Origin of the sequence: Bradyrhizobium manausense, from assembly GCF_018129685.1 — a bacterium.
GTDB classification, from domain to species: Bacteria; Pseudomonadota; Alphaproteobacteria; order Rhizobiales; family Xanthobacteraceae; genus Bradyrhizobium; species Bradyrhizobium manausense_D.
The window spans coordinates 317,933-341,682 of the sequence record NZ_JAFCLG010000003.1; the positions used below are offsets into that span (position 1 = coordinate 317,933).

A 23,750-nucleotide genomic window follows, 5' to 3' on the forward strand; every position below is an offset into this window, starting at 1 on the left:
GTTTCATGAAAGGCTAACGCGAAATTAAGGGGTCGGAAACGGCAGCCTTGGCATACTCATCTGCGTTGCTAAACGTTGCGCGCATGATGGAACGACTGGACTCCTGGAAAATGGCGCTCGAGCGCCTGCGGTCGGCGGGATCGGCCGATTGGGCCGAGGCCGGCCGGCTGGTGGCCGAGATCGCGCGGATGAGCACCGACGTGATGTTGCGGCAGGCCGCCGAGCAGGCGCTGCCCGTGCTGCGCCAGGCCGCAGACAATGACGACCACGGCGTCACGGTCGCCGCCCGGCGCCGTCTCGGCGTGGTCCTCGATGTCGTTCATGCTCTGACCGCGCCGCGCTTCGGCCGCCGCAACGCAGCACCGAAGAAATTGTCCAGCGAGGATCGCGCCCGCAAGATGCTCGGCCTTCCGCTCGCCGTGCAGCTCACCTGCGACGACATCAACCAGGCCTATCGCCGCGCCGCCAAGGGCATGCATCCCGACCGGGGCGGCAGCGCGGAAGCTTTCATCGACCTTGCCGCCGCGCGTGATGTCCTGATTCATCCCCGCGCGCACAAGGACGCATGAGAGCGCTCAGCTCTTGTCGACGCAACTCGGATAGGGCGCAGCTTCCCCCGGCATGATCGGACAAAGATCGATCGGGCTCAGATCGCGCAGGCGCGCCTGCCAGCTGATGTCGTTGACCGGCGGCTCGTCGCTCTCGGGGCCGCGCTCGGCCCATTGGATGGTGTAGTAGTCGCTCGCGCCCTTCAGGGTGATCAGCAGCGCGGTTTCGCTGTGCCGGGTCGGGCCGCTGTCGATGCGGCCGCAACCGATCACCGCGACAAACCCCTCGAAGCGGCCGAAATGCGTCGCGCCCAATGGCCTCGCAGCAAAACTGTCGGGGCAGGCCGATCTGAACCCGCTGGCGATCGTGCCTGCGAACATCTCAGGCGAGCTGGCGGGCGTCAGTGTCATGCCCTTCTCGCCTGTCACGGTGATCATCTGCGTCCAGCGCTCGGGCGTCTCGCCCTTGAGCACCGCTTCACGGATGTAGTGGCCGCCCTTGGTGTTCTCGAACACGACAGCGAAATTCGACGGCATCGCAAAAGCGACGAGCTGGCCGAAGATCGGCGAGATCACGCGGAAGGATTGCGGGGCTTGCGCCTGTGCTGCTGCGCCGAGCAGGAGCGCTGCGGCCAGCGCCGCGGCTGTCATGGTCCGTGCGCGCATCGACCTTCTCCCTTTCCGGGTCAAAAAACGACCGGGCAAGGATGCTGGCATCGCATCCTTGCCCGGCCCTTGTCGTCCGCCGATCGAATTTTTACCAGTTGCAGTGACCGGCCTTCAGCGCCTGATCCTTCATCGCGAGTGCGTCGATGAAGGTCGGCACCGAGGCGCTGGCGCGGTGATAGCCGGCCGGCCACGGCGTGGTCGGAATGCTCTCGTCCCAGATCTGGCAGAAGCCGCTGTCCTGCCAGCGGATCAGATGATAGCCGGCTTCGGCCGGGCTCGCGGCGACGAAGGCGGCAGCTGCAAGACCGGCGGCAGCGCAGAGCATGGAAAGACGACGCATGGATTCAGCTCCTCAAATTGAAAGACGTGATGCATCCCCCGACAATGACGGGAGGGGCGGTGCGGGACGCTTCCTCAGCCTGCGCCCCGGACAAGACGTGAGTAGTTCCGTGTGCTGATCAGGTTCAAAGCGCAAACGCGGGAAATTGCGCAAATTGGCGCGCAAAAACCAAAGGGCGGGCTGCTTGCGCAACCCGCCCTCGATGGCTGGCTTGGTATCCGGATTGGCCTGATGGCTCAGAGCGTGCAGCGGCGCTCGCCGCGCAACTTGATCTGGAGCTCGGAGGCCTGGGTGAAGGTCGGGAACGACTTGCTGACGACCTTGTAGGTCGAGACGCCCCACTGGAGCGGCTTGTAGTGCAGGTCCTCGTTCCAGACCTGGCAGATGCCGGTGTTATCCCAGCGGATCACGTAATAGCCGACCTTCGCTGACGCGGGCACGGCAAACAAGGAACTGGCAATGCCGGCAACGGCACAAAGGGCGAGAACGCGACGCATGGACAATCTCCTGATGGGAACGTGAAAGAGAGCAAACTCGTGCGTCAAAACGGCGCGTGTTGCAAGCGGCAGCGGGGCTGTTCACGGATATGTCAGGCGCATGCCTGCGCAAGCACCCTTGACGAACCCTGACTAGCCTTTCGCCAGCGAGGCGACCGCCTCGATCTCGATCAGCATTTTTGGATCAGGCAGCGCCTGCACCACGCAGGTGGTGCGTGCCGGATAGGGCGGCGGGCCGAACGCACCGGCATAGAGCGCGTTCATGGCGGCAACATCGGCCGTGCGGGTCAGGAGCACGTTGACCTTGGCGAGGTCGCGCGTGGTGGCGCCGGCTTCGTCGAGCACGCGCTTGATGTTGACGACGACATTGGCGAATTGCGCCTCGAAGCCATCAGGCAGCGCGCCCTGGGCGTCGAAGCCGGGAATGCCGGAGACGAACAGCAAATCGCCGACGCGGGTGGCAAAGGACAGCGGCGGCGCCTTGACGTGCGGCGGGGGCGCGAAATGCTGGATCGGCATGGGGGCCTCGGGGGCTGGCGGTGGCGGAATTGACGGGAAGCGTAGCGGTGTGCGGGGTGTGCTCCAACAGAAAACGCGAAAAACAACCCCATGCACAGTAGAAATCATTGGCAAAAACGGATTTCGGGAACGGCGAAATTTGGGTTGATCCGTCGGGCAAAACAGGGGTATGATGGCATGGTGGATGTACTCGGGAGGGTGGGCGACTTGCTTCGCTTCTCCCGCGTGCTCCGCCGGCGGTGAGAGCCCGGGATCCATCCACCCGTCATTGCGAGCGCAGCGAAGCAATCCAGAATCCCTCCGCGGAAAGACCCTGGATTGCTTCGCTGCGCTCGCAATGACGGAGAATGAGGGGCCTTCCGGGGGCCTGGCCGCCACCGCCTTCGCGGAAGGTCTCACACTCCCCATCATGTTGCCGCCGTGATCGATCGGATAAATTGCGGCCTCTGATTCGCTTGTCCTTCCCAGTAAATAGCTTCCGGAGACGCCCCATGAAGATTGCTTCCACCTTGCGCGCCGCGCTTCTCGCCATTGCCGCTTTTGCCGGCCTTTCGGCCCCGGCCATGGCCGATGGCGGCACCGTGACGCTGACGATCTACAAGGCGGGCTGGATCATCGGCGGCTCCGGCGGCTCGGGCGTTCTGAACTTCCGCGGCCGCTCCTATGCGCTCTCGACCGGCGGGCTCGATTACGGCCTCGTCTTCGGCGGCTCCAAGACCGTGCTGCGCGGCCGCGTCTCCAACATCAACAGGCCCTCGGACGTCGCCGGCGTCTATGGCGCTGCCGGCGCCGGCCTTGCCGTCGGCCGCGGCGCCCGCGCCATCGTGCTGAGCAACCAGAAGGGCGCGGTGCTCGAACTGTCGGGCACCCAGACCGGCCTGATGGCCAACGCGGATCTGAGCGGGCTTGCGATCACGATGCGGTAGAAGACGGTGCTGTAGGGTGGGCAAAGGCGCGCAAGCGCCGTGCCCACGTTCTCCCGTGATGGAGACTGATCGTGGGCACGCTTCGCTTTGCCCACCTTACGAGATCCCGTGCGTGGCTACTTTCCGCTCACCATCGCATGCACCCGCTCGCAATGCGCGACGAGATTGCCATGCGCCTCGACGAACGCCTTCAACGGCGTCGTGATGGGGAAATAATGGATATTCGCGATGAAGCCGTAGATGCCGGCATCGATGCTGGTGGGCCGCTCGCCATCGACGAAACCGCTCGCGGGCACGATTCCAGCCAGCACCTCTAAATCGGCAAGTCCGCGCGCATAGGCCTGCTCGGGCGTGTAGCGGCCGATGCCCTGGTAGTGATAGCGCTGCGCATTGTAGGCCCTCGCCTTCTCGAAGCCGGCGGCGTCGATCTGCGGATGCTGGGCGATGAAGCCGTCGCGGAACGCCGGATAGTAGCGCTCGTCCTTCCAGCGCGAATAGGACATCACCCAGTAGAGATCATCAAGCATGCGCGTGACGAGGTGATGGATGCGGCGCTGCGCCGGTGACAGCACAGCGTCGATGGTCAGGTGATATTTCGCGATCGCATGTGCGATGATGGTCTCGCTGTCACCGATGGTCTCGCCGTCATCGACGACATAAGGCAGCTGCCCGCGTGGTGCTGTGGAGGCATCGAACACGTGCTCGTGCACGAACGGAACGCCTGCCAGTTTCAGGAAGGCGTAGACTTTCAGCCCATAGCCGTTGTTGTCGGCGACGCCGAACAATTGCGGATAGGAATAGAGGGTCAGCATGTGGCACCTCAAGAAAATCAGGCTATGGGGCCGGTTGGTTCGCCCGTTTGTCAGTCGCGCCCGCCTGCGCGCGCTTGCCGGAGCGGATCATCAGGAACGATCCTGATGTGCCCGGCAGCCGCCAGCGCCCGTCGATCTCGGTGGCCTCTCCATTCATGATGCCGTCATAGTGGACGATGTCGAAGCCGTAGCCCGGCGGGTCGTAGCGTTTGACGAACGACACCACGCTGCCGGCGCGATGGCCCGCGATCGAGGCGTTGTGGGTTCGCACCGGGCATCGCGGATTGGAGCAGGGTTCGGTGACGCAGCCGCTGAGCGCACCGCCGGCCTCGACCAGCGTCGCCGTGAACGTGACCATTCCCGTGCCAGGCTGGATGTAAGTGCCGTCCCAGACACCGGAGAGATCGTCGCTCATGACGGCGCTTCCTCGACAAGTGCGCCGGTTGAGGCCCGGCTGTTCGCCTCCAAGTGGTATCGCCGCCGTGACGCGCTTGCAATAGCCAGGCCGGCGGGATGGGAGGTATCACCCGTTCGATGGATGGGGACGAAAAAACCGTTATTCCGCCTGTCGGATCAACGTCCGCGTATCCGTCCTTCGGGCGACGGCGCGCGTGCGCGCGTCCGGACCGACACGAAAGGATAGCGCATATGACCTCGATTACGCCGTTTCTCTGGTTCGACAACAACGTCCCGGAAGCCGTCGGCTTCTACGTCTCGGTGTTCCCCAACGCCAGGGTCGAGATGGTCAGCGATGTCATGGCGATGTTCGAGCTGGAGGGCCAGCGCTTCCACGCGCTCAACGGCGGGCCGCAGCACCGCTTCAACGAGGCGGTGTCGTTCTTCATCAGCGTGGAGACGCAAGGCGAGGTCGACTATTTCTGGAACCGCCTCACCGCCGACGGCGGCACGGAATCCCGCTGCGGCTGGCTCAAGGACAAGTTTGGACTCTCCTGGCAGGTGGTGCCATCAGCGCTCGGCCGCTATCTCGGCGACCCCGACCGCACCAGGGCAAACCGCGTCATGCAGGCGATGATGGGGATGCGGAAGATCGTGATTGCGGATCTGGACAAGGCGCATGCGGGGTGAGGAACTGACGGTGCCGTAGGGTGGGCAAAGGCGCGCTCTTTGCGCGCCGTGCCCACCTTTCTTTCGGACTCGGGAAAAGATGGTGGGCACGGCGCAAGCGCGCCTTTGCCCACCCTACGCAGCAATCCACGCCGCCAGCTCCCGCCACGGCTCCAGCGTCCAACTTCCCGACGCGGCACCCGATGGCGACGGCAGCACGAACACCTCCGGCAAGCTCTCATCGCGCGGCTGTCGCCCCAGCGAAATCGCAGCTGACGGCCTGCCGTAAAACAAGCTCGCCGCCTTCTTGCTGGTGAACGCAATCGTCTTCGGCCGGTACTTTTTCATCTTGGCCCTGAAGCCTGATACGTCGATCGACGCAGCCTCGATCTGGTGATCCATTCCCGCGCCCGACTTGGACAGATCGGTGAAGCCGATCCCGAGCTCGATCAGCGATGCGAACTCGCCCGGCTGATAGCGTCGCGGCGTGATGCCGGCCTCATGAAGCGCGCGCCAGAACCGGTTGCCGGGATGGGCGTAGTAGTGCCCGAGCTCGGCCGAGCGCGTCGAGGCGGCGGTGCCGACGAAGACGAGGCGGAGGTTTTCGCGGAGCTGGTCGGGGAGGCGGTGGAGTTCAGCCAAGTCAATCGCCCATGGCTACGCTCACTCGTCCGTCTTGCGCGCTTCGCGGCCATGCCATATCCGCGTGATCAGGATGTCTTGCGTTTCAGTCAAGATGGCATACCGCACGATATAGCCGGACGCGCCGAAGCGGACCACGATCTGGCGGAGCTCGGCATCGTCGGTCTGCATTCCCAGATTGGGAAACTCCTGCAGCCGCTCGGTCGCCCGCCAGATCGACGCGAGCGCGCGTTGCGCGGCGCCCGGGCTATGTTGATCGAGAAAAACGCGCAATCGTTCGACGTCCTCAACGGCGTCGGGCGAAAGCAGGATCATCCGATCCTGCGTGCCGCGGGGCGTGGCAGCTCTTTCGCCGAACCCCAGCTCGCGACCCAGTCCTTCACGTCGTTGAGCGGCACGGCGGCGCGGGTGTTTCTGAATTCATCCAGCCGCCGCCGATCCTCGGCAATGTCAGGCCCGGCGATATCGACCACGGAATCGAGCAGCGCAACGGCTTCCGCGAGCACGGCGGCGACTTCCTGTCCGCGCTCGTCAGCCATCTCGCGCAAACGCGCGTCGGTGTCGGCATCGATATCCAGCGTGCGGCGAATGATGTTCATGCCATTAAAATAGGCGCGCAGGACGAATTTGTCGAGGTGGCCGGCACCCTCTCGTGGGTTAGCGAAGCACAACCCACCAAATTTTGCTTCGCTTCGGCAGAAGTGGTGGATTACGCCTGCGGCTAATCCACCCTACGAACTGGACATTTCCGATGCGACTATCGACTTGCTTCTTCTCTGAATCTGCCGTCGTTATTGCGAGGCGTCCGCAAGTGCCGTGCGCTGCAGGCCGTGGGGGATGAATGCAAGACCAGTTCGAGTGGCCTGAGCCCGAGCACGAAGCCGACAATGTCATCTTGCGCAACGTCCGCAACCATGGCTGCCATATCACGGGCATACCCGATGCCAATCCGCCGTTTGCATTTTCCATCGGTCTGTATCTGAACTACGGCCACCCCGAACTCATCATCTTCGGCCAGAGCGCTCAGAACGCGCAAGCCATCTTCAACCTTGTCCGCGATCGCGCTGCTGCGGGGCATAAATTCGTCGATGGCGACATCTCCGACGAATTGCTGGAGAACGGCTACAAGCTCGGCTTCTGGCAGGTACCGTTCGGAGCTTATCCTGATTATCTCGGCACCGCGATCTGGTTCTACCGGAAATCGCGGATCGCATTCCCCTGTCTCCAAATCGTCTGGCAGGACGTTGATCGTCATTTCCCCTGGGAGGCCGAATGCTCGCTCGACGTCAGACGGGACCAGCCGTTGTTGAAGAAGACAATCTCCTGATGCCGTCTTGCGACCTGGCCCGACGATGACCCGCGAGGAATTGGCCGCCGCCTATGCGGCACCTGGCCGCCATTATCACAACCTCGCGCATATCGAGGACTGCCTCGCTGCGCTGGTGCAGGTCCCGGGCCTCTCCGCTCACGAGCGCGACATCCTGACCGAAGCGATCTGGTGGCACGACGTCGTCTACGATCCGACCCGATCGGACAACGAGGAGCTCAGCGCTGAGCTCGCCGAACGGCATGTGCGCGCCGGTATCAGTCACGAGGTCGGTCGCCTGATCCGGCTGACGAAATTGCACGACGTCGCGGCGGATGATCGCCTTGGGGCCGTGCTGATCTCGATCGACCTCGGCATCCTGGGCGCGGAGCCGGCGCGCTACGACGCCTACGCCGATGCCATCCGGCAGGAGTTCATCCACGTCAGCGACGCCGACTATCGCGCGGGGCGCGCCGTCGTGCTGCGCCGGTTTGCCGCTCGTGCGGTCATCTATCCTGATGCTGGCTTCGCCGCGAAATATGATCGCCGCGCCCGCGACAATCTCGCGCGCGAATTGGCATCGTTGAGTTGAGCGGCGCAGGGTGGGTTAGCCGCTCACAAGCGCGGTCGTTCAACACGCGCCGGCGCAAGGCGTAACCCGCCATCCGAAGAGTGTTAGGATATCTAAGTGGTGGGTTACGCTACGCTAACCCACCCTACGGGCTGGCGGCGGTACCGACGAAGACGAGACGAAGGTTCGGGCAGAACTGGTTGGGGAGGCGGTGGGACAGCGCAGCTAAGTGCTCTTCAAGAGGATCGACGATCGAAGGCCAATCGCATGAGTTCGCGCAGCACATCCATCTTTCCCGTGACATCAGCGGGCGTCAATCGTAAACGGTAATAGCCCCACCGCGTATTGTATTCGAGTGTTTCAAGCCCGGCTTGTTCAATCCTGGCATCGATGTCATCCGTACGTGGTAGCTTTATTTCCAGTGTCACCGTCGCTCTTTTTGGTCTGATGGTCAGGAAGTTAAAAGGGGAGCCATCGCGACCAAGGCCAATATAATGCTTGTTAAACTTTAGCTCGAGCGTGGGATCAAACTGCTTAACAATTTCGCATAGCTTGTCGGCCATTGCTACCATCGCCTTCGAAGCTTTAGACTCCCAGTACGCACGATCTGTTGGAAAAGCTTCGGCCTCTTCGTCTTCATCCACGAGCCCACGTGAGAGCTCGTTCATGACGGTGGTGAAGACCAAAGTGAGTGCACCGGCAACGCGCAGCGCTTGCATTTGGATCGCAATAAGAGGGATTGTACCGTTGAACAACGAAATGACATTCAGGAAGCGGCTTGTAATATCCTCGGCAATCAGAACGGCGCAATGATCGTACTGAGGATACCTTTTTCGTTCGATATCCCAATATTCTATTGTTCGGATGATATGCGTCTCGTCGGTAGCGCCAAGCTGAATTTCAACCTCATATCTACGCTTCGTATCGGCATCTTGCAGCAAAAGATCGAGTCGCCCAGCGTGAGGTTGGATACGTTCTTTTTGGCGGAGTTCGAGATCTCCCAGGCCTTGAATGGAAGGATCGTTAGCAATCAGTTCCTGCACCCATTTCTCGTTAAGATCAGGGTGAGCCTTGATCGATAGCCGCTCGGCGCGCTGAAATTCTATCACTTGGGGCCTCCGTTTCGCGCGAACTCATTGCCAGAACGTTTGCGTTGAAGAGCCGCCCACTTGTCAAGTGAGACGGCCCTATGGTGCTCCAGCCTGAGCCCCTCACAACACCCGATTACTCTCCTTCACCTTCTCCGCATCCAGGTACAAGCTCTCGCCCATCTCCTTGAACTTCGCGCTCATCTTGGCCATGCCGTCCTCGGCGGTGCCGCTCAGCGATATGCCGATCGAGTTCGGATCGTTCAGCGTCGCCGCGTAGTCGCGCACGTCCTGGGTGATCTTCATCGAGCAGAATTTCGGGCCGCACATCGAGCAGAAATGGGCGACCTTGTGGGCTTCCTTCGGCAGGGTCTCGTCGTGGAAGTTCTTCGCGGTCTCGGGGTCGAGGCCGAGGTTGAACTGGTCGCTCCAGCGGAAGTCGAAACGGGCGCGGGAGAGGGCGTCGTCGCGCAGCTGGGCGGCGGGGTGGCCCTTGGCGAGATCGGAGGCGTGGGCCGCGATCTTGTAGGTGATGACGCCGGTCTTGACGTCATTGCGGTCGGGTAGCCCAAGATGTTCCTTCGGCGTGACGTAGCAGAGCATGGCGCAGCCGAACCAGCCGATCATGGCGGCGCCAATGCCTGAGGTGATGTGGTCGTAGCCCGGCGCGATGTCGGTGGTCAGGGGCCCGAGGGTGTAGAACGGCGCTTCGCCGCACTCCTTGAGCTGCTTGTCCATGTTGATCTTGATCTTGTGCATCGGCACGTGGCCGGGGCCCTCGATCATGACCTGGCAGCCCTTGTCCCACGCGATCTTCGTCAGCTCGCCGAGCGTCTCGAGTTCGGCAAACTGCGCGCGGTCATTGGCATCCGCGATCGAGCCCGGGCGCAGGCCGTCGCCGAGCGAGAACGAGACGTCATACTTGCGCATGAGGTCGCAGATCTCGTCGAAATGCGTGTAGAGGAAGCTTTCCTTGTGATGCGCCAGACACCACTTCGCCATGATCGAGCCGCCGCGCGACACGATGCCGGTGACTCTGGCGGCGGTGAGGTGGATGTAGGACAGGCGCACGCCGGCGTGGATGGTGAAATAGTCGACGCCCTGCTCGCACTGCTCGATCAGCGTGTCCTTGTAGAGCTCCCAGGTCAGCTTGACCGGGTCGCCGTTGCACTTCTCCAGCGCCTGGTAGATCGGAACAGTGCCGATCGGCACCGGCGAATTGCGCAGGATCCACTCGCGCGTGGTGTGGATGTTGCGGCCCGTCGAGAGGTCCATCACCGTGTCGGCGCCCCAGCGGATCGCCCACACCATCTTCTCGACCTCTTCCTCGACCGACGACGTCACCGCCGAGTTGCCGATATTGGCGTTGATCTTGGTGAGGAAGTTGCGGCCGATGATCATCGGCTCGAGTTCACCGTGGTTGATGTTGGAGGGGATGATGGCGCGGCCGCGCGCGATCTCGCTGCGGACGAACTCGGGGGTGATGAAGGCGGGCACGGCAGCGCCAAAACTTTCGCCGTCGGCAAGGGCGGCTTCGGCGCGCTCGAGCTGTGCCTTTCGGCCAAGATTCTCGCGCTCCGCGACGTAGATCATCTCCTTGGTGATGATGCCGGCGCGGGCGAATTCGAGCTGGGTGATTTTGTGACCGTCGAGGCCGCGCAAGGGCTTGTGATAGGCCGAGAAGGCGCGCGCGGCGTTGTCGGTGGAGAGGTTGCCATTGTCCTCCGGCTTGACCTGGCGGCCGTCATATTCCTCGACGCCGCCGCGCTCCAGCACCCACTGCTTGCGGTTGCGGGCAAGGCCGGCGTTGACGTCGATGGTGACGGAAGGATCGGTGTAGGGGCCGGAGGTGTCGTACACCGGCAGGTTCGGCTCGCCCGCGCCTTCGGAGAGGATGATCTCGCGCAAGGGCACGCGCAGATCGGGCGCGGCGTCGGGCGAGGCGAAGATCTTTCGCGAGGAGGGCAGCGGGCCGGTGGTGACGGCGGGGATGGTTTTTTCGGGGTTGGAGCGAATGTTCATGGGATCCTCCGTTAAATTTCGTATGCGGTTTTTGCTCTCGTCATCCTGAGGTGCGAGGCGGGCGGCGCGAACGCGACGCTGGGCGAGCCTCGAAGGATGAACGAGCCGGGCCGTCGCCCTTCGAGGGCCGCTGAAGAAGCGGCCACCTCAGGGTGACGGGATAGAGAGATTTGCTCCGTCATTGCGAGGAGCTCTTGCGACGAAGCAATCCAGACTGCCTCTGCGGAGGGATTCTGGATTGCTTCGCTTCGCTCGCAATGACGGGTGGAGAGAGCGTACACATCACGCCGCCTCCTTCTGGCCGAGCCACTGCCTCACCCGTGCATCCGGGTCGGCATTCTGGGTGACGTCTGAAACGACGGCGATGGAATCGGCGCCGGCGGCAAAGATCTCCGCGGCGTGCTCGAACTTGATGCCGCCGATCGCGACCAGCGGGATGGTGCCGATGCGCTGCTTCCATTCCGTGATCCTGGGAATGCCCTGCGGCGCAAAGCGCATCGATTTGAGCGTGGTGAAGAAGATCGGGCCGAGCGCGACATAATCGGGCTTGGCTTTGAGCGCGGTTTCAAGCTCCGCGTCGTCATGCGTGGAGATGCCGAGCGACAGGTCGGCCTCGCGGATCGCCTTGAGGTCGGCATCGGCGAGATCCTCCTGGCCGAGATGCAGATATTTTGCGCCGGCGACGATCGCGGCGCGCCAATAGTCGTTCACGACGAGCCTCGCTTGCGTGCCTCTCGTGATCGCCAGCGCATCGGTGACGATCTGCAGCGCCTCGGCGTCGTTGAGCTGTTTCGCGCGCAGCTGAATGGTGCCGACGCCGAGCTTGGTCAGGCGCTCGACCCAGTCGAGGCTGTCGACGACGGGATAGAATCGATCAGGATACGGCATGCCAGAACGGGGTCCCAACGACAGGGGTTGAAGGGGAGGCGAAGTCGCGGGCGTTCATCAGCCCGGCTTCGTATGCGGTGCGGCCGGCCTCGATACCGAGGCGGAAGGCTTTTGCCATCGCGACGGGATCGGCGGCCTTGGCGATGGCGGTGTTGAGCAGCACGGCGTCGTAGCCGAGCTCGAGCGCTTCGGCCGCGTGGCTGGGCGCGCCGATGCCGGCGTCGACCACCAGCGTGATATCGGGCAGACGCTCGCGCAGCAGCTTGAGCGCATCGCGGTTGGTGATGCCTTTCGCGCTGCCGATGGGGGCGGCCCACGGCATCACCACCTTGCAGCCCGCATCGACCAGGCGGTTCGCGACCGAGAGGTCCTCGGTGCAATAGGGGAACACGTCAAAACCGTCCTTGACCAGGATGGTGGCGGCTTCGACGAGGCCGACGACGTCGGGCTGCAGCGTGTCGTTGTCGGCGATCACCTCCAGCTTGATCCAGGATGTCGAGAACAATTCGCGCGCGAGCTTCGCCGTCGTCACGGCCTCGCGCACGCTGCGGCAGCCGGCGGTGTTCGGCAGCACAGTGACGTCGAGCTCGCGGATCAGCTTCCAGAATGCATCGCCGGTCTTGCCGCCGGCGGATTCGCGGCGGAGCGAGACGGTGACGATGTTCGAGCCGGAGGCGCGGATCGCATCCTGCATGATCGCGGGCGAGGGATAGAGCGCGCTGCCGATGAGCAGGCGCGAGTCGAAGGTTTTGCCGTAGAAGGTCACCATGTGGAAGGTGTCTCCGTGAATGACGGTGTCATCCCCGCGAAAGCGGGGATCCAGTACGCCGCGGCAGTGCGGCTGGAAACGAGACGCTGCGGCGTACTGGATCGCCCGGTCAAGCCGGGCGATGACAGCGGAGTGCGTGGTGAAAGCATCACCTCACCCTCCCTGCCGCGGCGTGATGATCTCGATCTCGTCGCCGGCCTTCAGGCGCGTCTCGGCCCAGCGGCTCTTCGGCACGACGTCGTAATTCAGCGCGATCGCAAAATGCGTGCCCTCGTAGTCGAGCTCGGCGAGCAGCGCGTCGACGCTGGCCGAGACGATCTCGCGCTGTTCGCCGTTCACGATCACGCGCATTGCATCACCTCATTGTCGATCTGGCCGCGCTCGACGAAAGCGAGCGTCAGCTCGGCGAGCGCGGGGGCGATCAGGAAACCGTGGCGGTAGAGCCCGTTCACGCTGATCTTGCCGCCGCGCACGCCGATGCGCGGCAAATTATCCGGAAAAGCCGGGCGAAGGCCCGAGCCGAACTCGACGATGCGGGCTTCGCCGAAGGCCGGATGCACGGTGTACGCCGCGCCGAGCAGCTCCAGCGCGGAGCGGACGCTGACGCCGGTGTCCTCGGCCTCGATCGAGGTGGCGCCGAGCATGAACAGGCCGGCTTCGCGCGGGATCACGTAAAGCGGCCAGCGCGGATGGATCAGGCGGACGGGGCGCGACAGCTGCACCTCGCTGGTCTCGATCAAGATCATCTCGCCCTTGACGCCGCGAAGCTCCGTCTGTTCGTCGCGCGCGGAAAGGCCGCGGCAGTCGATGACCAGGCCGTCGAGATCATTTGCGGTGACATCGCTGCCGAACCTGATGGTGCCACCCGCGGCGCGAATGCGTTCGTGCAGCTTCGGCAGCACGCGGCGCGGCTCGACATGGCCCTCGGTCGGGAAGAACAGCGCATCGCGGAAACGGCCTTCCAGCGACGGCTCGAGTTCGGCAAGCGCGGCGGCATCGAGCCGGCGATGGCAGTCGGTCATCCGGGCAAAGCGCTCGAAATCGTTGCGCTCGCGCGGATGGGCGACGACCAGCGAGCCGTTGAACGGCGTGTCGGGCAGCTCGCGCCGCCAGATATCGAGCGAACGCAAGCCGAGCCTGGAGATGATGGGTTCGGCGACCTCCGCCTCGCAATAGGGTGCGAGCATGCCGCCGGCCCAGTGGCTGGTGGCATCGGTCATCCCTGCGTCACCGCGCTCGTGTAGAGTCACGGCGTGGCCGGCCTGCGCGAACAACAGCGCCTGCCAGGCTCCGGCAATGCCTGCACCGATGATGGATACCGGGGAATCCGGTCGCTTGGTCGTCTGCAACATCCCTGTCCCTTCGCCGGCATGACCCGGATCAGGTTCAAAGGGTCACCGCGGTCCTGGGAAGGCTTGCCGATTTGCAAGCTTTGCCCATTTAGCGGTATCTCAGCTCCTCCTCGGAGCACCCCTCGGAACGGACCTAATGTAGGCTTGTGGGGGCCCGTGTCAACGCATGTTGCCGGGAACCTGCGCGCGCGCGTTGCGGAGCTGCTGGGCCAGCTTGCGGTGCGGCGTGGCGCCGAACATCGGCTGCGGATTGCCGTTCGGCTCCAGCTGAGGCTCGAAGCTCGCCTGCTGCACGGCCTGCTGGCGCTGCTGCTTTGCAGCGTAGTAATAGCCGCCCGCGAAATAGCGCACGGCTCTGTCGTGGTCGCCATTGGCGGCGTGATAGGCCCCGGCGAGGTATTTCACCGCGTAGGTGAGGTTGGTGTCGGGGTCGCGCAGGCCGCTCGCATCGCCGGTGTAGCCGAGGCCGCGGGCGGTCGCGAGCTTGATCTGCATCAGCCCGATCGTGCCGCCATGGCCGACCAGGCCCGGCTGGTAGCGGCTCTCGCGCATGATGACGCGATGCACCAGCGCCTCCGGCACGCCGTTGGCCCGCGCATGCATGGCAACCATCTCGGCGTATTCGGCCTGCCCTGCGAAAGCCCGCGACGACACCAGTCCGGCCACGAGCAGCACGGCAACGGTTAAGATTTTCATCGGATATCCGGCCTGAATGATTTGCGCCCAGCTGCCCTTAGGCCTCCCGAACGCGGCGATGATGTGACCAAACGCCGCTTGGCGCAGAGGTTCCAAGGCGAAGGCGCGACAGCAAGCCTGTCCGGTCGCGCGGACGCGCGAAAACGCGTATGAAGCTCGCCTCGCGAACCGGGAGAGGTGCCATGACAACAACAACCATGGTCAACACCCATAGCGGCGACGTTTCCAGACACGATCTGCCCACCCAGAACCCGTGTGCCCAGTGCGGCGCGCCGATCGCGTGGCCCGACTGGATCGAGCCGGGCCAGGGGCGGGTGTCCTATCTCTGGACATGCCACGCCTGCAATTATCGCTTCGAGGCGATCGCGATCTTCGACGAGGCGGGCGCCTTATCGCCGCCGCTCGCGGCGTAAGGCTAGGCGGCCAGCCGCGGCTGCTGCCACACCGGCAATTGCATCCGAACGATCAGCCCGTGCGGCTGGCGGTCGTGCAGCGACAGCTCGCCGCCATGGGCGAGTGCGATCGCGCGCGCGATCGACAGGCCGAGGCCGAAGCCGGTGGACTCGTCCATGGTGCGCGCATCGTCGCCACGCACGAACGGCTCCAGCATCTCCTGCTTGCGCGCGTCCGAAATGCCGGGGCCGTCGTCCTCGACATCGATGGTGAGTCTTGCATCTGATACATCCAGGCGGATCGTCACCTCGGCGCCGAAGCGCACCGCGTTCTCGACGAGGTTGGTGACGCCGCGATGCAGATCGTCGGGCCGCGCGGCGGCGGTTGCGGAGGCCGGGCCGTCGTAGTGGACGACGTGGCCCATGTCGCCGAACTGGTCGGCGATGAGCTGCAGCGTGCTCGCGATATCGACCAGCGTGATGGCTTCGATCTTGCTGTCGTTGCGCAAGAGCGACAGCACGCTTTCCAGCATCGAGCGCATCTGGTCGAGGTCGACGAGCATGCGCTTGCGGTTGCCCTCGTCCTCGATGAACTCGGCGCGCAGGCGCAGCCGCGTGATCGGGGTGCGCAGGTCGTGGCTGATCGCAGCCAGCATGCGGGTGCGATCCGACATCAGCCGCGCGATCCGCGCATGCATGCGGTTGAGCGCGCGCGCCACCGAGCGGATCTCCTCCGGGCCGCGCTCGGGCAGCGGATCGGCCCCGCCGTCCAGGCTGAAATTCTCGGCCGCCTTGGCCAACGCGGAGAGGGGCGTTGCCAGCGCGCGCGCCGCCCACAGGCCGAGCACGCTGATGCAGATGAACGCGGTCATCAGCGCCACCAGCCATGGTGCTCCCCAGAACCAGGGGCGCGGGCCGCCCTCGACATGGCCCGCGATCATGCTGCCGTCGGGCAAGACCACGCCGATGCGGTGGTCGCCGCCCTCGGGCGCGAGCTGCACCACCTTGTAGCCGCGGCCGAGATGGCGGCGCAGTCCGTGCAGATGCTGGCTCTCGCCGTCCTCGATCACCGTCGCCGTGCCAGGTGCCGATGTCTCGATCTTGAGTTTCGGGAAGGCGCGCGCGAGATCGGCGAGGAGGCGCGGCCGCTCGTCCGGACCGGCCGAGCCGAGCAGCAGCGCTGCGTCGGTCAATTGATGCGCGCCATCCGGCGGCGTGTCCGGGCGGTCGGGCCGGCTGATCAGGAAGGCGGTGGTGACGACGAGATGCAGCGTGACGGTCGAAGCCAGCACCAGCGCGGCGATCTGCCCGCCGATGCCCTTGAGGTGAAAGAACCCGAACGGCCGCATCGTCTCAAGGCCCCGTCAGTTGCTCAGGGGCGTCGTAACCGCTTCCGTTCTGGGCGTAAACAGATAACCGCCCGAGCGCACCGTCTTGATGATGGTGGGATCGGACGGATTGGGCTCGATCTTGCGGCGGATGCGGCTGACCAGCACGTCGATGGAACGCTCGAACGAGCCGGTGTTGCGGCCCTGCGTGAGGTCGAGCAGGCTGTCGCGCGAGAGCACGCGGCCGGGGCGCTCGCAGAACGTCCTGAGCAGGTCGAACTCGGCGCTGGTCACTGCGACGCGGGCGCCTTCCGGATTGCGCAGCTCGCGCAGGCGCAGATCGATACGCCAGCCTTCGAAGGCAAGGGTTGACACGCCTTCGATCGAGCTCGCAGCCTGTGCGGAGGCCTGACGCCGCAGCACCGCGTTGATGCGGGCGAGCAGCTCGCGCGGATTGAACGGCTTCGGCAGATAATCGTCCGCACCCATCTCGAGACCAACGATGCGGTCGACGTCCTCGCCGCGCGCGGTCAGCATGATGATCGGCGTCTGCGCCTCGGACCGCACCTTGCGACACAGGCTGAGACCGTCTTCGCCGGGCAGCATGACGTCGAGGATGATGAGATCGACGCGGTGGTCGGCCATGGCGCGCGACATCTCGCGCCCGTCGCTCACAGCGGTCACGTTGCAGGAGTTGTTGCGCAGATATTTCGCAATCAACGTCCGGGTTTCGCGGTCGTCCTCGACGACCAGGATGTTGGGGGAAGGAATGGCCATGAGCCTTGTTTGTCCAGGATTGGGGCCAAAAGGCGAAGATTTTTGTTTCTGTTTGTTTCCGGCCGCATTGCCGCAACACCCGGCAACGACTGCGTGGCGGTGCGGCAAGGTCTCGTTAAGCCCGTTAACCATAGCGTGGCGCAGTTGCGTACGAAACCCCGCAAGGACCACGGTGCACCCATGACATCGATTTCGGCGGCCTCCGCCTTTAACTACCAGTCGCCAGCCCAGCGGCTGCAGCAGGAATTGCAATCGGAAGTTTCGGACGGGACGATCTCGTCGTCGGACCAGTCCGCGCTCACCACTGCTCTGCAGGACATCGATACGGCGCTTCAGCAGAGCAGGTCCAGTGATCAGTCGAGCGGTACCAAGCCGTCCAAGGACGGCCTGAAATCCAAGATCGACGATCTCATTTCGAACGAGGTCTCGAACGGGACGCTGACGTCGAGCCAGGCCGACGAACTGAAGGGCGTGTTTCAGTCCGCCTTCGCCAAGGGGCCCGGTGGCGCTCATGGAGCGGGTGGCCCGCCCCCCGGCCCGCCGCCGCCGTCGGATGGCGGCTCTTCGGATGCTTCGGCGTCGTCGACGGGTCAGACCAGCAGCAGCTCGACCGACAGCAGCACGGCCAGGATCCTCGAGCAGTTTCTCCAGGCGCTGCAGCAGTCGCAGTCCTCGTCGAACGCGTCCTACAGTGCCAATGGAACGACGAGCTCCTCCAACAGCACGGATTTCTCCGCGCTGCTGATCGACTACAAGAGCTGACCGGAGCGACTGAGGTCGGCGCGTTCCTCGCCGCGATCTTGCGATATCCCAGGGCGCAAGATCGTCGGCGGGGAACCGTGCGTTTCGCACGTTCCTCGACAGGAACTTTCCTCGCGCTGCAATGCCGGAATGGCGCAGCGAAATTGCCGCGCGCGAGGAACCGTGCGTGATCGTGGCTGTTCTCCCCGCACAAGTTTTCTGCTGAAGGAGAGGACAACCATGCTGATGAAATCAATCGCCGCCGGCCTTGCCGGCACCGCTTTGCTTGCGACCGTTGCGTTTGCGCAAAACCCGACTGCGACCACCGAGAAGTCGCCAACCGCGTCTACCGCGACCACCACAACGACGAGCGCGTCGGGTGAGTGGCGGACCTCGAAGATGGACGGCGTCAAGGTCTATAACGAGGCCAACGAGAACATCGGCTCGATCAACGATCTGCTGATGGACAAGAGCGGCAACGTCAAGATCGCCGTGATCGGCGTCGGCGGTTTCCTCGGCATGGGCGAGCATCTCGTCGCCGTGCCCTATGAGAAGCTGAAATTCGTCAACGAGGCCGTCGCCTATACCGGCACGAACCCGAACGCGAAGCCGGCTGCGACCACGACGACGGGTGCAGCGACCGGCATGGACAAGCCCGCTGCGACGACGACCGCGACCACAGCGTCAGCCTCGTCGAAATGGTATCCTGACCACGCCGTGTTCAATGCGACCAAGGACGAGTTGAAGAACATGCCCGAGTTCAAGTACTCCGAATAATCCAGGTCACGTGAGTGCCTGAACGAAGCGCGCCCGGTTTTCACCGGGCGCGTTGTCGTGTCGTTTCTTCTGCCGTTATTGCAAGACGTCGATCCTCACCCTGTCAGGATGAGGAAATGGCAGGGTGCGGGAGAGGGAGACGATCTCACTTCACCAGCGGGCAGCCGCCCTTGTCGAGCGGGCGGAAGGCTTCGTCGCCGGGCACGGTGGCGATCAGCTTGTAGAGGTCCCACTCGCCCTTGGATTCTTCCGGCTTTTTCACCTCGTACAGGCTCATGTCGTGGACCATGCGGCCGTCGATGCGGATCTTGCCGTTCTTGGCGAAGAAATCGTTGACCGGCGTATTGCGCATCTGCTCCATCACCTTCGGCGCCTCATCGCTCTTGATGGCTTCGATCGCCTTGAGATAGTGCATGGTCGCCGAATAGAGACCGGCCTGGATCATGGTCGGCATGTGGCCGACCTTGTCGTTGAAACGCTTTGAGAAGGCGCGAGTCTCCTCGTTCGTGTCCCAGTAGAACGCGTCGGTGATGATCAGGCCTTGCGTCGACTTTGCGCCGAGCGAATGAACGTCGGTGATTTCCATGAGCAGCGCGATCATCTTCTGGCCGCCCTGCGTCAGGCCGAACTCGGCGGCCTGCTTCAGCGCATTGGTGGTGTCGCCGCCGGCGTTCGCCAGCGCGACCACCTTGGCCTTGGAGGCCTGGGCCTGGAGCAGGAAGGAGGAGAAGTCGGAGGAGTTGAGCGGGTGGCGGACCTCGCCGAGCACCTTGCCGCCGCTCTCCTTGACGACGTTGGCGGCGTCGCGCTGCAGCGCCATGCCGAAGGCGTAGTCGGCGGTGACGAAGAACCAGGTGTCCTCGCCGCGCTTGACCATCGCCTTGCCTGCGACGTTCGACAGGGCATAGGTGTCGTAGGTCCAGTGCACCGTGTTGGGCGAGCAGGCGACGCCGGTGATGTCGGAGGAGCCGCCGCCGGAATTGATATGGATCTTGTTCTTCTCGCGCGTCAGCGCCGAGATCGGCAGCGCGACCGACGAGGTCGGCACGTCCAGGATCGCGTCCACCTTGTCGTTGTCGTACCAGTTGCGGGCGATGTTGACGCCGACGTCGGGCTTGTTCTGGTGGTCGGCGGAGACGACCTGGATCGGAACGCCGGCGACCTTGCCGCCGTAATCGGCAACGGCCATCTCGACCGCGGCGAGCGACCCCTTGCCGGTCGCGTCGGCATAAAGGCTCGACATGTCCGTGAGCACGCCGAGCTTGACGACGTTGTCCGATATCTGCGCCTGCGCCGTGCCGCAACTCGCGGCAATGGCGAAGCCGGCCGCGACGGCGGCGATGAGTTTTTGCATATGATTGTCTCCCTCAGTGTTGTTGTTGGGGTCTTGTTGCGGGGACTGTTCTAGCGACAAACCTTCGCGGGGGCAAAGGCGGGAGGGCCTGAAAAAAATTGAGAATAAGTAGGGGGCTCCGTCATGCCGGGGCGCGCGTAGCGCGAGCCCGGAATCCATCGTGCTGCAGCGAGGGTAGATGAATGGATTCCGGGCTCGCGCCCAAAAGGGCGCGCCCCGGAATGACGGTGGGGCGGTTAGCCGCTGCCGCCCTTGAGCCGCTCGTTGCGCCGGCGCAGGCCTTCGAGCGTGGCGAGGAGGATGACCGAGACCGTCGTCAGGATCACCGCGGCGGCCGTGATGGTCGGGCTGATGTTCTCGCGAATGCCGCTGAACATTTCGCGCGGCAAGGTGCGCTGCTCGGGACCTGCCATGAACAGCACGATCACGACCTCGTCGAAGCTGGTCGCGAAGGCGAACAGTGCGCCTGATGCCAGCCCCGGCAGGATCAGCGGCAGGATCACGCGGCGGAACGCCTCGAGCGGCGAGGCTCCGAGCGAGGCGGCGGCGCGGGCAAGGTTGGTGTCGAAGCTTTGCAGCGTCGCGCCGACCGTGATCACCACGAAGGGGGTCGCCAGCGCGGTGTGAGCCAGGATCAGGCCGAGATAGCTGCCGGTGAGGCCGATCGGCGCGAAGAAAAAATAGAGACCGACCGCGGTGATGACGCCGGGCACGACGACCGGAGACAGCACGAAAGCCAGCACCAGCGGTTTGAACCTGCTCTTCCACTGCGCGAGGCCAAGAGCCGCCAGCGTGCCGAGCACCATCGACAGCATCGTCGAGGCGACGCCGATGATGATGCTGTTCTTCAGCGAATTCATCCAGCGCGGCGAGGTGATGAAGTCGTCGTACCAGCGCAAGGACAGGCCGGGCAGCGGATAGGTGAGATACGAGCCCGAGCTGAAGGACAGCGGCATGATCGCCAGGATCGGCGCGATCAGGAAGATGAAGACCAGCGTGGAGATCACGATGGTCGCGGTCCAGGCGATGCGCTGGCTGGGTGTGCGCAAGGAGGAAGCGTCGCTCAATTCTTCATCCCTCCCGTGACCTGCTGACCCTGCACCAGCTTGCCGTAGACGAGGGCGAGCAGGATGGTGGCGAGCAGCAGCACTGCACCCAGCGCCGACGCGAGGCCCCAATTGGCGGTTTCGGTGGTGTAGAGCGCGATGAAATAGCTGATCATCTGGTCGGCGGCGCCGCCGACCAGGGCCGGCGTGATGTAGTAGCCGAGCGCGAGAATGAAAACGAGCAGGCTGCCTGCGCCGATGCCGGGCAGCGTTTGCGGCAAATAGATCCGCAGGAAGGCGGTGAGGGGCGGCGCGCCGAGCGAGGCGGCGGCGCGCATGTAAGCCGGCGAGATCGCCTTCATGCTGCTGTAGAGCGGCAGGATCATGAACGGCAGCAGCACGTGAGTCATGGCCACGCAGACGCCGAAGCGGTTGTAGATCAGGCGGAGCGGCTCATCGATGATGCCGAGCCAGTGCAGGCTGTCGTTCACGATGCCGTTGCTCTGCAGCAGCACGATCCAGGCGCAGGTGCGGACCAGGAGCGAGGTCCAGAACGGCAGCAGCACGAAGATCATCAGGAGGTTCGACCGGCCCGCCGGCAGCGCCGCGAGCAGATAGGCGACCGGAAACCCGAGGATCAGGCAGAGCAAGGTGACGCCGAGGCTGATGAGGAAGGTGCGGCCGAAAACATCGCGGTAGATGGCCTGATCCGGCGAGGCCGAGACGATGGCGCCATCTGCATTTCGCGTCAGGTCGAGAGCCGCCAGAAGGTAGAAACCGGTGATCGGGCCGCCAGCGTCCTTGATCGTCGTCCATGTCGCGCGTTCGCGCCAGGCCGGGTTGATCTTGCCCAGTGTCTCCCTGGCCCTGCCTGGCTCCGGCATTGCCTTCAGATTGCGCGCGGTGCTGGTCAGAATCGTGCGAAAGCCGTTCTGGGCGTAGTTGAGCCGCTTGGCTGCGACGGCGATGGTGCCGGCTTCGCGCGCCGACTGGATGTCGCCTGCCAGCGCGGCGTAGGCGTTTTCGTCCGGCAGGTCCTTGCCATCCCACTTGGCGAGCGCCGCGACGGTTTGCGGCAGAACCTGACGCACCTCGTGGTCATCGATCGCGTGCCACAGCATCCCCGCGATGGGGCCTGCGAAGGTGAACAGCAGAAACAGCAGCAGCGGTCCGACCAGCGCCAATGCCTTGAGCTGGCGCGCGCGCTCGGCCTGCTTCAGGCGACGCTTGAGCGGCACCTCGATCGGGGCATCGGCGCTGGTGAGGGAAGCTGCTGTCATGAGGTGAGCCTCCTTGACCGGACATCTTTCACCATCTCAAGTCGGGCAACCGCAAATGGCTTTGCGGAAGGGCTCGAGCAAGCGCCTCGTCCTTCGAGACGACCGCTTCGCGGTCTCCTCAGGATGAGGCTCATTGATAGCGGTGCATGTTGGGCGACCGCCGCAGACTGAGACCTCATCCTGAGGGCCCGCCGTAGGCGGGCGTCTCGAAGGATGCGCCGCAGGCGAGATATGCGCCACATCGTCCCCTCAGCGCCATTTCGCTCGCGCGCTACTTCGCGGCCCATTTGTTGAAGCGCTCGGTCAGCTTGTCGATGTTCTCGAGCCAGAAGGCGACGTTGATCTCGACCGCGTTCTTGATGTTGTCGGGCGCGGTCGGCAGATCCTTCAGGACGGCGGGTGGGATCAGGGCGGCGGCGTCCTTGTTCGAGGTGCCGTAGGCGATATTCTCCGAGAGCTTCGACTGGTTCTCCGCCTTGCCCGCGAAGTCCAGGAACTTGTAGGCGGCGTCCTTGTTCGGGCTGCCCTTCAGGATGACCCAGCTGTCGAGCGTGAACAGCGCGCCGTCCCACACCATGCCGAAATTCTTCTTGTCGTTCTTGTTCGCGGTGTCGATGCGGCCATTGTAGACCGAGGTCATCGCCACCTCGCCGGAAGCGAGCAATTGCGGCGGCTGGGCGCCGGCCTTCCACCAGACGAGGTCGCCCTTGATGGTGTCGAGCTTCTTGAATGCGCGATCGACGCCCTCGTCGGTCGCCAGCACCTTGTAGACGTCCTTTGGCGCGACACCGTCGGCCATGAGTGCGATCTCCAGGGTGGTCTTCGGGCCCTGGCGCAACGCGCGCTTGCCCGGGATCTTCTTGGTGTCGAAGAAGTCGGCCCAGCCCTTCGGCGCATCCTTGAGCTTGTCCTTGTCGTAGCCGAGCACGAAGTCGTAAAGGATGGCGCCGACGCCGCAGGGATTGACGGAGGGCGGGATATAAGCGGCCTCGCCGCCGATCTTGGAATAATCCAGCTTTTCGTACAGGCCTTCCTCGCAACCGACCGCGAGCTCGTCGCTCTCGACCTGGACGACGTCCCAGGTGGCGGCGCCGCCCTGCACCTTGGCGCGCAGCACGCCGACGCCGCCATCCCAGGACTCATCGTTCATGGGCATGCCGGATGCCTTCTTGAACGGCTCGAAATAAACCTTCTTCTGCGCATCCTGATAGGCGCCGCCCCACGACACGACGGTGAGGTCACGCGCCTGCGCTGATGTGGCCAGCGCCGCGCTGGCGCCAAACGCCGCGATGAAACCCAGAGCAATGTTGCGATTCAGCATGGTCCTTGTTCCTTCTTCATGTCA

Annotated in this window: 30 protein-coding genes and 1 riboswitch; of the genes, 8 read left to right on the plus strand and 22 right to left on the minus strand. The window is 64.0% G+C overall.

All coding sequences use genetic code 11. The annotated features are described in order from the left end of the window. The first annotated feature begins 83 nt into the window (after positions 1 to 83). A complete protein-coding gene (locus JQ621_RS11825) occupies positions 84 to 569 on the plus strand; it encodes a J domain-containing protein (RefSeq protein ID WP_212234833.1) in 486 nt (161 codons plus the stop codon). Positions 570 to 575: 6 nt separating this feature from the next. Here JQ621_RS11825 and JQ621_RS11830 read toward each other — a convergent pair whose 3' ends face one another. The 4 genes from JQ621_RS11830 to JQ621_RS11845 all read right to left on the minus strand — a co-directional run bounded on the left by JQ621_RS11830 (position 576) and on the right by JQ621_RS11845 (position 2,573). Then, positions 576 to 1,214, minus strand: coding sequence for a hypothetical protein (locus JQ621_RS11830; RefSeq protein WP_212234835.1), 639 nt, complete (start codon positions 1,212 to 1,214; stop codon positions 576 to 578). 91 nt (positions 1,215 to 1,305) lie between these two features. After that, on the minus strand, positions 1,306 to 1,557 hold the full coding sequence (locus tag JQ621_RS11835) for a hypothetical protein (RefSeq protein WP_212234837.1): 252 nt from the start codon (positions 1,555 to 1,557) through the stop codon (positions 1,306 to 1,308). A 236-nt stretch (positions 1,558 to 1,793) separates the two neighbouring features. Next, complete coding sequence (locus JQ621_RS11840) at positions 1,794 to 2,054, minus strand: hypothetical protein (protein ID WP_212234839.1); 261 nt, start codon at positions 2,052 to 2,054, stop codon at positions 1,794 to 1,796. A gap of 132 nt (positions 2,055 to 2,186) precedes the next feature. Next, positions 2,187 to 2,573, minus strand: coding sequence for a RidA family protein (locus JQ621_RS11845; RefSeq protein WP_212234841.1), 387 nt, complete (start codon positions 2,571 to 2,573; stop codon positions 2,187 to 2,189). A 491-nt stretch (positions 2,574 to 3,064) separates the two neighbouring features. Between JQ621_RS11845 and JQ621_RS11850 the strand changes: the two genes are divergently transcribed. Continuing rightward, the gene (locus JQ621_RS11850; RefSeq protein ID WP_212234842.1) at positions 3,065 to 3,499 is read left to right on the plus strand and encodes a hypothetical protein; all 435 of its coding nucleotides are present in this window, start codon (positions 3,065 to 3,067) and stop codon (positions 3,497 to 3,499) included. 116 nt (positions 3,500 to 3,615) lie between these two features. Here the strand turns inward: JQ621_RS11850 and JQ621_RS11855 are convergent, their stop codons facing one another. Together JQ621_RS11855 and JQ621_RS11860 are read right to left on the minus strand one after the other, a co-directional pair. Then, positions 3,616 to 4,311, minus strand: a complete 696-nt coding sequence (locus JQ621_RS11855; RefSeq protein WP_212234843.1) for a glutathione S-transferase family protein — start codon at positions 4,309 to 4,311, stop codon at positions 3,616 to 3,618. A gap of 22 nt (positions 4,312 to 4,333) precedes the next feature. After that, positions 4,334 to 4,726, minus strand: a complete 393-nt coding sequence (locus JQ621_RS11860) for a hypothetical protein (RefSeq protein ID WP_212234845.1) — start codon at positions 4,724 to 4,726, stop codon at positions 4,334 to 4,336. 233 nt (positions 4,727 to 4,959) lie between these two features. Here JQ621_RS11860 and JQ621_RS11865 point away from each other — a divergent pair, with 233 nt between their 5' ends. Further along, entirely contained in the window at positions 4,960 to 5,397 is a 438-nt protein-coding gene (locus JQ621_RS11865; RefSeq protein ID WP_212234847.1) for a VOC family protein, read from the plus strand. Between the two features lie 114 nt (positions 5,398 to 5,511). Here JQ621_RS11865 and JQ621_RS11870 read toward each other — a convergent pair whose 3' ends face one another. The 3 genes from JQ621_RS11870 to JQ621_RS11880 are packed head-to-tail and all read right to left on the minus strand — an operon-like array spanning position 5,512 to position 6,617. After that, positions 5,512 to 6,018, minus strand: coding sequence for a mismatch-specific DNA-glycosylase (locus tag JQ621_RS11870; RefSeq protein ID WP_212234849.1), 507 nt, complete (start codon positions 6,016 to 6,018; stop codon positions 5,512 to 5,514). A 21-nt stretch (positions 6,019 to 6,039) separates the two neighbouring features. Then, positions 6,040 to 6,333, minus strand: a complete 294-nt coding sequence (locus tag JQ621_RS11875) for a type II toxin-antitoxin system RelE/ParE family toxin (RefSeq protein WP_212234856.1) — start codon at positions 6,331 to 6,333, stop codon at positions 6,040 to 6,042. Then, complete coding sequence (locus JQ621_RS11880; RefSeq protein WP_212234857.1) at positions 6,330 to 6,617, minus strand: hypothetical protein; 288 nt, start codon at positions 6,615 to 6,617, stop codon at positions 6,330 to 6,332. Before JQ621_RS11880 ends, JQ621_RS11875 begins: the two co-directional genes overlap by 4 nt. Before the next feature lie 242 nt (positions 6,618 to 6,859). Between JQ621_RS11880 and JQ621_RS11885 the strand changes: the two genes are divergently transcribed. Together JQ621_RS11885 and JQ621_RS11890 are read left to right on the plus strand one after the other, a co-directional pair. After that, the gene (locus JQ621_RS11885; RefSeq protein WP_212234859.1) at positions 6,860 to 7,345 is read left to right on the plus strand and encodes a DUF4262 domain-containing protein; all 486 of its coding nucleotides are present in this window, start codon (positions 6,860 to 6,862) and stop codon (positions 7,343 to 7,345) included. A 25-nt stretch (positions 7,346 to 7,370) separates the two neighbouring features. Continuing rightward, positions 7,371 to 7,916, plus strand: a complete 546-nt coding sequence (locus tag JQ621_RS11890; RefSeq protein ID WP_212234861.1) for an HD domain-containing protein — start codon at positions 7,371 to 7,373, stop codon at positions 7,914 to 7,916. Positions 7,917 to 8,131: 215 nt separating this feature from the next. On the opposite strand, the gene JQ621_RS35865 is transcribed toward JQ621_RS11890, so the two are convergent. The 7 genes from JQ621_RS35865 to JQ621_RS11925 all read right to left on the minus strand — a co-directional run bounded on the left by JQ621_RS35865 (position 8,132) and on the right by JQ621_RS11925 (position 14,710). After that, on the minus strand, positions 8,132 to 9,004 hold the full coding sequence (locus JQ621_RS35865; RefSeq protein WP_212234863.1) for a DUF5655 domain-containing protein: 873 nt from the start codon (positions 9,002 to 9,004) through the stop codon (positions 8,132 to 8,134). A gap of 102 nt (positions 9,005 to 9,106) precedes the next feature. Next, a complete protein-coding gene (thiC, locus tag JQ621_RS11900) occupies positions 9,107 to 11,005 on the minus strand; it encodes a phosphomethylpyrimidine synthase ThiC (RefSeq protein ID WP_212234865.1) in 1,899 nt (632 codons plus the stop codon). 282 nt (positions 11,006 to 11,287) lie between these two features. Further along, positions 11,288 to 11,893 (minus strand): thiamine phosphate synthase, encoded by a 606-nt coding sequence (locus JQ621_RS11905; protein ID WP_212234867.1) that lies wholly within the window; start codon positions 11,891 to 11,893, stop codon positions 11,288 to 11,290. Continuing rightward, complete coding sequence (locus JQ621_RS11910; protein WP_212234868.1) at positions 11,880 to 12,662, minus strand: thiazole synthase; 783 nt, start codon at positions 12,660 to 12,662, stop codon at positions 11,880 to 11,882. Before JQ621_RS11910 ends, JQ621_RS11905 begins: the two co-directional genes overlap by 14 nt. 153 nt (positions 12,663 to 12,815) lie before the next feature. After that, complete coding sequence (thiS, locus tag JQ621_RS11915; RefSeq protein WP_212234869.1) at positions 12,816 to 13,013, minus strand: sulfur carrier protein ThiS; 198 nt, start codon at positions 13,011 to 13,013, stop codon at positions 12,816 to 12,818. After that, positions 13,004 to 14,014 carry an FAD-dependent oxidoreductase gene (locus JQ621_RS11920; protein ID WP_212234871.1) on the minus strand — a complete coding sequence of 337 codons (1,011 nt, stop codon included), beginning with the start codon at positions 14,012 to 14,014 and terminating at the stop codon, positions 13,004 to 13,006. The genes thiS and JQ621_RS11920 overlap by 10 nt, the downstream gene beginning before the upstream one ends. Then, a riboswitch (TPP riboswitch) is annotated at positions 14,002 to 14,147 on the minus strand. (Overlaps the previous gene by 13 nt.) Positions 14,148 to 14,173: 26 nt before the next feature. Further along, positions 14,174 to 14,710 (minus strand): lytic transglycosylase domain-containing protein, encoded by a 537-nt coding sequence (locus tag JQ621_RS11925; protein ID WP_212234873.1) that lies wholly within the window; start codon positions 14,708 to 14,710, stop codon positions 14,174 to 14,176. A 182-nt stretch (positions 14,711 to 14,892) separates the two neighbouring features. Here JQ621_RS11925 and JQ621_RS11930 point away from each other — a divergent pair, with 182 nt between their 5' ends. Beyond that, the gene (locus JQ621_RS11930; RefSeq protein WP_212234875.1) at positions 14,893 to 15,123 is read left to right on the plus strand and encodes a hypothetical protein; all 231 of its coding nucleotides are present in this window, start codon (positions 14,893 to 14,895) and stop codon (positions 15,121 to 15,123) included. A 2-nt stretch (positions 15,124 to 15,125) separates the two neighbouring features. Here JQ621_RS11930 and JQ621_RS11935 read toward each other — a convergent pair whose 3' ends face one another. Together JQ621_RS11935 and JQ621_RS11940 are read right to left on the minus strand one after the other, a co-directional pair. Continuing rightward, positions 15,126 to 16,451: an ATP-binding protein gene (locus JQ621_RS11935; RefSeq protein WP_212234876.1), complete on the minus strand. Its 1,326-nt coding sequence runs from the start codon at positions 16,449 to 16,451 to the stop codon at positions 15,126 to 15,128. Between the two features lie 15 nt (positions 16,452 to 16,466). Next, positions 16,467 to 17,207, minus strand: a complete 741-nt coding sequence (locus JQ621_RS11940) for a response regulator (RefSeq protein WP_212234878.1) — start codon at positions 17,205 to 17,207, stop codon at positions 16,467 to 16,469. 180 nt (positions 17,208 to 17,387) lie between these two features. Between JQ621_RS11940 and JQ621_RS11945 the strand changes: the two genes are divergently transcribed. Continuing rightward, positions 17,388 to 17,969 (plus strand): hypothetical protein, encoded by a 582-nt coding sequence (locus tag JQ621_RS11945; RefSeq protein ID WP_212234880.1) that lies wholly within the window; start codon positions 17,388 to 17,390, stop codon positions 17,967 to 17,969. A gap of 219 nt (positions 17,970 to 18,188) precedes the next feature. Continuing rightward, the gene (locus JQ621_RS11950; RefSeq protein WP_212234882.1) at positions 18,189 to 18,725 is read left to right on the plus strand and encodes a PRC-barrel domain-containing protein; all 537 of its coding nucleotides are present in this window, start codon (positions 18,189 to 18,191) and stop codon (positions 18,723 to 18,725) included. Between the two features lie 145 nt (positions 18,726 to 18,870). Here the strand turns inward: JQ621_RS11950 and JQ621_RS11955 are convergent, their stop codons facing one another. The 4 genes from JQ621_RS11955 to JQ621_RS11970 all read right to left on the minus strand — a co-directional run bounded on the left by JQ621_RS11955 (position 18,871) and on the right by JQ621_RS11970 (position 23,726). Then, the gene (locus JQ621_RS11955; RefSeq protein ID WP_212234884.1) at positions 18,871 to 20,079 is read right to left on the minus strand and encodes an ABC transporter substrate-binding protein; all 1,209 of its coding nucleotides are present in this window, start codon (positions 20,077 to 20,079) and stop codon (positions 18,871 to 18,873) included. Positions 20,080 to 20,315: 236 nt separating this feature from the next. Next, positions 20,316 to 21,146 carry an ABC transporter permease gene (locus tag JQ621_RS11960; RefSeq protein ID WP_212234885.1) on the minus strand — a complete coding sequence of 277 codons (831 nt, stop codon included), beginning with the start codon at positions 21,144 to 21,146 and terminating at the stop codon, positions 20,316 to 20,318. After that, positions 21,143 to 22,405: an ABC transporter permease gene (locus JQ621_RS11965; protein WP_212234888.1), complete on the minus strand. Its 1,263-nt coding sequence runs from the start codon at positions 22,403 to 22,405 to the stop codon at positions 21,143 to 21,145. The genes JQ621_RS11960 and JQ621_RS11965 overlap by 4 nt, the downstream gene beginning before the upstream one ends. Positions 22,406 to 22,676: 271 nt before the next feature. Further along, complete coding sequence (locus JQ621_RS11970; protein WP_212234894.1) at positions 22,677 to 23,726, minus strand: ABC transporter substrate-binding protein; 1,050 nt, start codon at positions 23,724 to 23,726, stop codon at positions 22,677 to 22,679. Positions 23,727 to 23,750: the final 24 nt, after the last annotated feature.